Annotated in this window: 9 protein-coding genes and 1 pseudogene; 6 read left to right on the forward strand and 4 right to left on the reverse strand. The window is 63.5% G+C overall.

Annotated elements, in window-relative coordinates; all coding sequences use genetic code 11:
• The 4 genes and pseudogenes from A2J02_RS07555 to A2J02_RS07570 all read right to left on the reverse strand — a co-directional run.
• Positions 1 to 318, reverse strand: a pseudogene (locus tag A2J02_RS07555) (hypothetical protein); the annotation flags it as partial.
• The gene (locus A2J02_RS07560) at positions 315 to 1,496 is read right to left on the reverse strand and encodes a sensor histidine kinase (RefSeq protein WP_082899489.1); all 1,182 of its coding nucleotides are present in this window, start codon (positions 1,494 to 1,496) and stop codon (positions 315 to 317) included. The gene A2J02_RS07560 and the pseudogene A2J02_RS07555, both read right to left, overlap by 4 nt.
• On the reverse strand, positions 1,496 to 2,194 hold the full coding sequence (locus A2J02_RS07565) for a response regulator transcription factor (protein ID WP_068048783.1): 699 nt from the start codon (positions 2,192 to 2,194) through the stop codon (positions 1,496 to 1,498). The genes A2J02_RS07560 and A2J02_RS07565 overlap by 1 nt, the downstream gene beginning before the upstream one ends.
• Positions 2,195 to 2,215: 21 nt before the next feature.
• On the reverse strand, positions 2,216 to 3,619 hold the full coding sequence (locus A2J02_RS07570; RefSeq protein ID WP_082898661.1) for a hypothetical protein: 1,404 nt from the start codon (positions 3,617 to 3,619) through the stop codon (positions 2,216 to 2,218).
• A 162-nt stretch (positions 3,620 to 3,781) separates the two neighbouring features.
• On the opposite strand from A2J02_RS07570, the gene rpsF reads away from it, so the two are divergent.
• The 6 genes from rpsF to dnaB all read left to right on the forward strand — a co-directional run.
• Positions 3,782 to 4,069 carry a 30S ribosomal protein S6 gene (gene rpsF, locus A2J02_RS07575; RefSeq protein ID WP_008711385.1) on the forward strand — a complete coding sequence of 96 codons (288 nt, stop codon included), beginning with the start codon at positions 3,782 to 3,784 and terminating at the stop codon, positions 4,067 to 4,069.
• Between the two features lie 57 nt (positions 4,070 to 4,126).
• Positions 4,127 to 4,678, forward strand: a complete 552-nt coding sequence (locus A2J02_RS07580; protein ID WP_037195207.1) for a single-stranded DNA-binding protein — start codon at positions 4,127 to 4,129, stop codon at positions 4,676 to 4,678.
• Positions 4,679 to 4,720: 42 nt separating this feature from the next.
• Positions 4,721 to 4,963 carry a 30S ribosomal protein S18 gene (gene rpsR, locus A2J02_RS07585; protein WP_032396926.1) on the forward strand — a complete coding sequence of 81 codons (243 nt, stop codon included), beginning with the start codon at positions 4,721 to 4,723 and terminating at the stop codon, positions 4,961 to 4,963.
• Between the two features lie 14 nt (positions 4,964 to 4,977).
• Positions 4,978 to 5,433, forward strand: coding sequence for a 50S ribosomal protein L9 (rplI, locus tag A2J02_RS07590; RefSeq protein WP_032378698.1), 456 nt, complete (start codon positions 4,978 to 4,980; stop codon positions 5,431 to 5,433).
• A 234-nt stretch (positions 5,434 to 5,667) separates the two neighbouring features.
• A complete protein-coding gene (locus tag A2J02_RS07595) occupies positions 5,668 to 7,947 on the forward strand; it encodes a SulP family inorganic anion transporter (protein ID WP_068048787.1) in 2,280 nt (759 codons plus the stop codon).
• A 521-nt stretch (positions 7,948 to 8,468) separates the two neighbouring features.
• On the forward strand, positions 8,469 to 9,598 hold a 1,130-nt coding region (dnaB, locus tag A2J02_RS07600; protein ID WP_068048795.1), incomplete at its 3' end, for a replicative DNA helicase.

The following is a 9,598-nucleotide window of genomic DNA, read 5'->3' on the forward strand; positions in this document are numbered from 1 at the left end:
CTGCAGCCCGTTCGCGACCGGTACCGAAAGCTGTGACAACACAACGGCTGTGGCAACGGGAGCCGATGCGCTGATGGCCGTCGCCCACCCGGCCGCGAGCGGATCGCCTGGCACGGCCGCCAGTGCGAACGCCGCGAATGCCACCAGCAGTACCGCCGCTTGCACCACCCAGACGCTCTGCACGCCCTCGGACGCGGTGAAGTTCATCAACGAGTAGGTCGCGAAGAAGGTCGCGGCGACTCCGTACGCGCTGGCGGTGTTCATTCCGAGGAAGGCTCGGACGTCGCGATCGGCGTCGACAGCGGGGTCGTCGGTCATGTCGCGTCCACCGGGGATCGGTACGTCAGCGTGACCCTGGTGCCGTGGCCTGGTGTCGACGTCACCTCGGCCGATCCGCCCTGCAGCTGACGCATGCGGCCTCTGATGCTGACAGCGAGACCCAGTCGGTGCGGGGCGACCGACCCGGGGTCGAAGCCGTACCCGTCGTCGCGGACGTCGATGCGTACAGAGTCGGAGTCGACGCGAACGCGCACCGCGCGCTGCGCGCGATCACCCGCATGTCGGACGCTGTTTCGCAGCGCTTCTGCCGCGCTCGCCGACAGCGCGCGCACCGCCTCCATCGGCAGCGTCGAATCCCGCGACACCGCATCGATGTAGGCATCGATGACCACGTCGTCGTCCACTTCGGTCAGCGCGGATCGGACGTAGGCGAGGAAGCTGTCGGGGCCTACGGGTTCGGTCGAGGAGATGCCCGCACGCAACCGATCCATTCGGGCGAGTGCGGTGGTCGACTGAGCGGTCAGCGCCGGACTGTTGCCCACGCGCGCGGCCGAGAGCAGCGTCGACATGACGTCGTCGTGGATCAGTGCGTCGAACCGTTCGCGCTCGACCGATCTCGCAGCGCTCGCTGCTGCCGTGGCGGCCTGAGATTCGGCGGCGACTCGCGTCGTGTCGAGCAGCCGACCGGTTCGGACCACCAATGTCACTGTGACAGTGAAGATTCCGCAGAAGGCGATGCCGAAGACGATGTCCGAGAACAAGGGAACGTTGCCGTGGTCGATTCGGCTGAAATAGTTGACGACCTGCCCGAAGGAGGCGACGAGCAGTAGGTACGCGAATATCGCACGATTCGACCACGCGATCGCCGTCGTCACCGAGATGAGACCGGGGAACACTGCGATCCAGGCCGATTCGGTCAATCCGAGTGCCGGGCCCTCGAAGGCCGGAAGCCAGAGCACCTGCCCGGCGAGATACGCGACGGCCAACGCCGTGACGAGAGCGCGGATGCGGCGCATGCACCACCGGAACGAGGCGAACGACAGGCAGAGAGCCGGGCCGAAGATCGAACACACGAACAGTGGGGTGTACCAGAGTTGCAGCCGATCGAACTGAGACAGGATCTGCGGTCCCAGCAACACCAGATAGGCGAACGCGCCTGCACTCGCGAAGCGAGCCATGTAGCGCGAGAGGCGTTCCTCTGCGCTCGGACCCTGCATCAATCCTGCGGAGGTAGTTCGGGCATCGGCAGCCAGCCGTCTTCGACCGCTCGCTTGTACAGATCGGTTTTCGTCGGTGCCGGACGCCCGGCCTCGGCGTACTTGTTGCGGATTCGCACCAGATAGTCGTTGACGGTCTGCTCGGACAATCCGGCGAGGCGGGCGACGCGTCCGGCCTTCTCGCCCGACGCGTAGAGGGCGAGTACCTCGCGCTGACGCGGACTGAGTCCGACGTCGGGAAGCTGCGGATCACCGTCGATCGCCGCAGCCCAATCCGTCGTGACGACCTGCCCGCCGCTCGCTGCGCGTCGGATCGCGGAGACGATCGCCGCCGCCGGGGCGGACTTTCGGACCACGCCGAGCACACCTGCACGGGCTGCCGAACGAACGAGAAAGGCGTTCTCGGCTCCGGTGTAGACGAGGACGCGCGCGCCGGCGGCGTGCAACTGCTCCACGTTCGAGCGGGGTGACGAACCGTCACCCAGACGAAGATCGAGCACCACCAGATCGAGTGTCGGCTGTTGGGCGAGCAGCTCCGCGACCGTGGCGGCGGTGGACACCAGTTCCAGGTCGGGTTCGTCTGCGAGCATGGCCTTGAGTCCGAGCGCTACCGATTCGTGGTCCTCGACGAGGCCGACGCGTCGTACATCGGTGGTTCGTTTCTCGGTGTTCTCCTGCGATTGCGACACCTGTGTCATGTCCCCGCCCCGCCCTACGTGCTACTGCCCCGGTGATGTTGTCAGCGATATCGTTGCTGGTCGGGGCGATGATACAGACGCCTGGTCGGTTTCGCCCGGGAACGGAACCCGCATCCGAGCTCGGAGGAACAGTACGAAGAACACCACCAGCAGCAGCGCTCGTCCCCACACTCCGACGAGAACGAAGAACTCCTCGTCGGTGGCATCGGCCCCCGAGGCCAACGCGGCGAAGTACTTGAAGACGCCGATTCCCATCGACAGATCGACGACCAGATACGCGGCGACGAGCCCCCACGGGACCCGAAGCAGCACCAGAAAGGGCAGCAGCCACAGCGTGTACTGGGGCGAGTGCACTTTGTGCAGCAGCATGAAACCGCACAGCATCGATCCGCTGACCGCGACCCACGGGTACGTCCCGACGACCTTCGCGCGACGCCATCCGAGCCACAGCGCGAGAGCGAACGCGGCGAACACCAGCAGCGGCGACGCCACGTCGACCACGTTCTGGAAGGAGGCCTCGGCCTCGGCGTAGGCATCGGGATTCATCTGGTCGTTGATGTAGAAGTGGCGCAATCCCCAGTACCAGATGGAGTTGGTCGTCAGGTCTGCCTGCCGCAGCGACTGGAATGTGAAGGACGCCCGCCATCCTTCGTAACCGAGCACCGCGAACGGCAGATTCACTGCGACGACCGTGCCGATGGCAGCGCCGGCCACCATCAGGCCGCCGCGGATGTCCCAGCGAGCTCGGACGGTGTCGGCGGACTCACGTCCATCGATGCCGCCGGTGACGACGTACGCGATCAGGGGCAACACGAATGCTCCCGGGTAGAGCTTGAGGCAGAAGCCGACGGCCAGCAGCACCGAGGCGAGTATCGCCTTGCGTCGCAGCGGCATCGGCAGCGTCATGACGAAGATCGCGCCGACGGCGGTGGCCACGACGGGAAGCTCCCAGTTGTGGAAGGCGTACATCACCAGAGGCGGGCCGATCGACCAGAGCAAGGCGGGCCAGCCTGCCATCCGGCCGAGCATCCAGGCGGTGAGCAGACCGAACGGCGCGAGAATCAACGCCGAGGTCAACAGGAACTGTGCATCGGTGTGGGCCGGAATGGCTCCGAGCCACATCAGCAAGCCACTGAGGACCGGGTACTCCACCGTTCCGCCCGTGAGGATTCCGTCGCTGGTGATGGCCCCGTGGATATACGGAAAGATGTGATTGTCGATGTCTCGGCCGAGCCACAGGAATTGGATGTCGGAGTAGCAGACCGAGGAATCCTTGATGGCGTCGAACATCGTGCTGCGACCGGAGGCGTCGAACGGCGCGACCGCGCATCGGGCCTTGTTCAGATAACCCAGAATCAATCCCACCGCAGCCATGGCGACGACCACGACGACCGTCATCGGATTGGCGCGGACCCCGGATCGCATGGTGCAAGACTATGACGCCCGAACGCCGGACCGTGCGCCCGACGTGAATTAGCAGGTCAGGGCCCGCCTCGTGTATCTTCGAGGGGTTGCTGACGCAACGACCCTCCTGCCACGGACAGTCCGTGGCCGTTTTCACTAGTCCACAGGAGGTGATGAGGTCTTATGCGTCATTACGAATTGATGGTCATTCTCGACCCCAATCTGGACGAGCGCACTGTCGCTCCGTCGCTCGATACGTTCCTCAACGTCGTTCGCAAGGATGGCGGCACCGTCGACAAGGTCGATGTATGGGGCAAGCGTCGTCTGGCCTACGAAATCCTCAAGCATGCCGAGGGCATCTACGCCGTTGTGAACCTCAACGCCGAGCCTGCCACGGTCAGCGAGCTGGATCGTCAGCTCGGACTCAACGAGTCCGTTCTGCGCACGAAGGTCCTGCGACAGGGCAAGTAATTGTCGTTGCCCGCCTCTAGGCTGGCATCTACAACGCTTACTACTGAAAGAGGAACCATGGCAGGCGAGACCGTCATCACCGTCATCGGAAACTTGACGGCTGATCCAGAACTTCGATTCACCCCCGCCGGTGCGGCGGTTGCCAACTTCACGGTTGCATCCACCCCGCGCACATTCGATCGTCAGACGAACGAGTGGAAAGACGGCGACGCGCTCTTCATGCGCTGCAACATCTGGCGCGAGGCAGCGGAGAACGTTGCCGAGAGCTTGACCCGAGGCTCGCGAGTGATCGTGAGCGGACGGCTGCGGCAGCGCTCGTACGAGACGCGTGAAGGTGAGAAGCGGACAGTCGTCGAGCTCGAAGTCGACGAGATCGGACCTTCACTTCGCTACGCCACCGCAAAGGTCAACAAGGCCAATCGCGGTGGAGGTGGCGGCGGAGGCGGCTTCAACTCCGGCTCCGGCTCCGGTTCCTCCGGCGGATCGGGCGGCGGCCGCTCGAACTCCTCGTCCAACTCCGGTTCCGGCGGAGACGATCCCTGGGGCAGTGCCCCGGCGGCGTCGGGCTCCTTCGGCGGACGTGGCGGAGACGAAGAGCCACCGTTCTAGATCCTTCGATCGAGAACAACCAGATGTAACGGAGAAAGACCCATGCCCAAACCGCCATTGCGCGACAAGGTGCTCAAGAAGAAAGCGTGTTCCTTCTGCAAGGAAAAGAACACGTCGATCGATTACAAGGACACGACGTTGCTGCGTAAGTACGTCAGCGATCGCGGAAAGATCCGCGCTCGCCGTGTCACCGGCAACTGCGTCCAGCATCAGCGTGACGTGGCCGTTGCCGTGAAGAACTCGCGTGAGGTAGCACTGCTGCCTTACGCCGCGACGGCTCGATAGAAAGGGCGATTGGTATGAAACTGATCCTCACCGCTGATGTGGACAACCTCGGTGCGCCTGGCGACACCGTAGAGGTCAAGGACGGCTACGGCCGTAACTTCCTGCTGCCCCGCGGATTGGCCATCCAGGCCACCCGTGGCGCTCAGAAGCAGGTCGACGGCATCCGCCGCGCTCAGGAAGCTCGTGCCGTCCGCGGCCTCGAGCACGCCAACGAGCTCAAGCAGGCCATCGAAGGCCTCGAGGCCGTCACGCTGTCCGTGAAGACCGCGGGCGACTCGGGCAAGCTGTTCGGCTCGGTCACCGCGTCGGACGTCGCTTCTGCTCTGAAGGCTGCCGGTGGCCCGGTCGTCGACAAGCGCAGCATCGATCTGCCGAAGGCTCACGTCAAGAGCACGGGCAAGCACGACATCGTCGTGAACCTGCACCCCGACGTGACCGCGAAGTTCAAGCTGGAGGTCGTCGGAAGCTGATTTCAGCTTTCGGCCCGTTTCGGTCGAACAAAGCCCCACGAACCCTGGGTTCGTGGGGCTTTTTCGTGTCTTCTCACAAAGATCAACTGTCGCAATGGGTTCCGATTTGTGAAGCATCTCTCTTCAAAGGTTCGTGAGCAAAGCTTTGCGTAGTCTTTAGGCGGGGCGACATCGAACATCATCACCAACTGGATCCACCCGACCTGACGCCTAGACGCCCGGAGGAACGCTGCCGTGACCACGACCGTGGAACCCGATTCCGACCCCAGTCCCGAGACCCGACCCGAGCCGCAGTCTCGCGTCGGGTCGATCCTGAAGTACGACGTACCGGCCTCGTTGGTCGTCTTCCTTGTGGCAGTACCGCTTTCGATCGGTATCGCCGTCGCCTCCGGCGCCCCGATCATGGCCGGCCTCATTGCCGCCGTGGTCGGCGGAATTCTCGCCGGCATACTCGGCGGATCACCGTTGCAGGTCAGTGGGCCCGCCGCGGGACTGACCGTGGTGGTTGCCGAGCTCGTCAATCAATTCGGTTGGGGCGTAACGTGTGCCATCACGGTGCTGGCCGGTGCGGTGCAGATACTGCTGGGAATGAGCCGGATTGCCCGCAGTGCGCTGGCCATCTCTCCCGTGGTGGTGCACGCCATGCTGGCCGGAATCGGTATAACCATTGCGCTGCAACAGATTCACGTACTTCTCGGCGGTGAATCCGAAAGCTCCGCAGTTCAGAACGTCCTCGCCATTCCCACATCGGTCGCCAACGGCCAATGGCCGTCGATCATCGTCGGCGGAATCGTGGTCGTGCTCATGTTCGGCTGGCCGCGATTGGCTGGAGTGTCGGGCGTGATGGCAAAGATCACGAAGGTGCCGGCTGCGCTGGTCGCGGTGGTCACCGCTACCGCGGTCTCGATCTTCTTCTCCCTGGATGTCGAGCGAATCGAGTTGCCCGGCAACCTGATCGAATCGCTGAGCTTTCCGATCATGCCCGACGGGCAGTGGAGCGCTTTCGCGACCGGCGTCATCACCATCGCGTTGATCGCCAGCGTCGAGAGTCTGCTCTCCGCGGTGGCAGTCGACAAGATGCACAGCGGTGAGCGCACCAACTTCGACCGGGAACTGATGGCTCAGGGCGCGGGCAACATGGCCTCCGGTGCCATCGGCGGTCTGCCGATCACCGGCGTGATCGTGCGCAGTGCCACCAACGTCAAGGTCGGTGCCAAGTCCCGTGCGTCGGCGATTCTGCACGGCGTGTGGATTCTGATCTTCTCGGTGCTGTTCATCTCGATCGTCGAATTGGTTCCGTTCGCCGCACTCGCCGGATTGCTGGTGATGATCGGTGTGCAGCTGATCAAGTTGGCAGACATAAAGATCGCCAACAAGACCGGAGACATCGCGGTCTATACAGTGACGGTTGTAGGCGTGGTGGCACTCAACCTGCTCGAGGGTGTGCTGATCGGTTTGGCACTGTCGATCGTTCTCGTGCTGCGCCGTGTGGTGTGGGCAAAGGTTCGCGCAGAGGAGACGGTCGACGGCACCTGGCGCGTCACGACCGAGGGGTCGTTGAGCTTCCTTGCGCTCCCTCGATTGACACACGTACTGTCCACCGTCCCCGCAGGCACCGTCGTCACCGTGCATCTGGGAGTGGATTTCCTCGATCATGCGGTGCACGACGCACTGAACGAGTGGATCCGTCAGCACGAACTCGGCGGCGGCACGGTGAGAGTCGAGGAAGTGGGCACGGCGTCGATGGCAGCTGCTGCCGAGGGGCCGCCCAAGCGCGGATCTGCGACGGTACGCAGCTCGTTGGCACCGTGGCGGGCATGGCAGCTGAAAAGCGATGTGACACAGAATGAGTCACCCGTAGCGCTGCGGGCGGTCCTCAGTGGCGTAGCCGAGTATCACCGCACCCACGCCCCCAATATTCGACCGCACCTCGAGGGTTTGACCGAATCTCAGGATCCCGACACCCTGTTTCTGTGCTGCGTGGATTCGCGCGTGATGCCGAACACGATCACCAGTAGCGGACCGGGCGATCTGTTCACGGTCCGAAACATGGGCAATCTCGTTCCTGCCCAGGGGCAGGACTGCTCGGTGGAGGCAGCGCTGGCCTTCGGTGTCGATCAACTGGGTACCTCGTCGGTGGTGGTGTGCGGACACTCGGGCTGCGGTGCCATGAAGGCGGTGCTGAGTGGACCGGAGAACGCCGCGGACGAGTCGGTGGCGGAATGGCTGGGTCATGCCATGACGAGCCTGGATGCGTACCGCAGCGGGCACGTGGTGGGCCGTCAGGCGGCAGAGCTCGGCTTCGGGGAGGCGGACCAACTCGCGATGGTGAACGTGGCGGTGCAGTTGCAGACGCTCACCCGTCACCGGGTCGTCGGCCGAGCCAATGCCGAGGGGCGGTTGCGCATCACCGGACTGTTCTTCGACATTCCCACGGCACGAGTGCTTCAGATCGGTACCAAGGAGGTCACCGTGCTGGACCCGGCGATGTGCCCGCAGGAGCTCGGTAGCTGAGCTTTCGTCAACAGTGTCGAGGGGCCCGATTCCCAGCGTGGAATCGGGCCCCTCGCGCGCAAACGGGACACTGGTCTGTTTCTGTGAGTCATCCCAGCCACTGTGACCTGGTTCACCCCCGGGTTCACCTGGTATTTACTCAACACGCCCGAGCTGTCAATTCGGCCGACACGCCGATCCAGAATCGATGCACAGGAAGAAAACTTTATGTACATGCCCTGACCTGCCGAAAAGACCGAAACTTGGAAAGTTATACCCAGGTTATCCCCAGACGGTCAACACGGTTGTTCAAGACCATCCACATTTCGTGCACAGGTTCATCCACAGGCCGTGTTGTGACTCCTGCCGATAGCGCTTAACGTCCGTGCAGCGTCTCTCTCGATGCCGTGCAGCGGCGACGGGACAGTGCGAATCCGGTGCCGAAAAAGCTTGTCGGTGCCCGGGGGTAGAACTTGCTACACAGCACCGCCGGGTGACACCCGACGATGCCGACGACAATGGGGAGAGGACGGCCGGTTCGCGTGGCAGTTGTGGACGATCGAGGACAGTCCGACTACTCCGGCCCCTCGTCCAGCGAGGGGCCCGGCGAGGATTTCGGTCGCCAGCCCCCGCAGGACATGGCCGCGGAACAGTCCGTTCTGGGCGGCATGCTGCTGAGCAAGGACGCCATCGCAGACGTGCTAGAGGTGCTTCGTCCCGGCGATTTCTACCGGCCGGCCCACCAGAACGTGTACGACGCGATCCTCGACCTCTACAGCCGCGGTGAGCCTGCCGACCCGGTGACCGTATCGGCCGAGCTGGATCGTCGCGGGGAACTCAAGCGCATCGGCGGCCCGCCGTACTTGATCACCCTCACCCAGACCACGCCGACGGCAGCCAATGCCGGGTACTACGCCGAGATCGTCGCGGAGAAGTCGATTCTGCGCAGGCTCGTACAGGCCGGTACCCGCATCGTGCAGTTCGGTTACGCCGGAGCAGACGGGCAGGACGTCGCCGAGGTCGTCGACCGCGCGCAGGCCGAGGTGTACGAGGTCACCGAGCGCCGCACCTCCGAGGACTTCCTCCCCCTCGAGGAACTCCTGCAGCCCACGATGGACGAAATCGACTCCATCGCCAGCCGCGGCGGCATATCCCTTGGCGTACCAACAGGATTCGCCGAACTCGACGAAATCACCAACGGCTTGCACCCGGGTCAGATGATCATCGTGGCGGCGAGGCCTGGCGTGGGTAAGTCGACCCTAAGTATGGATTTTATGCGTTCGTGCTCCATCAAGCACGGCATGCCCAGTGTCATCTTCTCTCTGGAGATGATGCGCACCGAGCTCGTCATGCGACTGTTGTCCGCCGAGGCGAAGATCAAGCTCGGCGACATGCGTTCGGGAAAGATGACCGACGACGACTGGACCAAGCTGGCCCGCCGAATGAGCGAGATCAGCGAAGCGCCGTTGTTCGTCGACGATTCTCCGAACCTGACGATGATGGAAATCCGCGCCAAGGCCCGTCGCCTCAAACAGCGCAACGGCCTGAAACTCATTGTGGTGGACTACCTTCAGCTGATGTCGTCCGGTAAGAAGGTCGAATCTCGTCAGCAGGAGGTCTCGGACTTCTCGCGTCAGCTCAAGCTGTTGGCGAAGGAACTCGAATGCCCGGT

The sequence above is a fragment of the Rhodococcus sp. EPR-147 genome (assembly GCF_001647185.1).
In the GTDB taxonomy this organism is placed as follows: Bacteria; Actinomycetota; Actinomycetes; order Mycobacteriales; family Mycobacteriaceae; genus Rhodococcoides.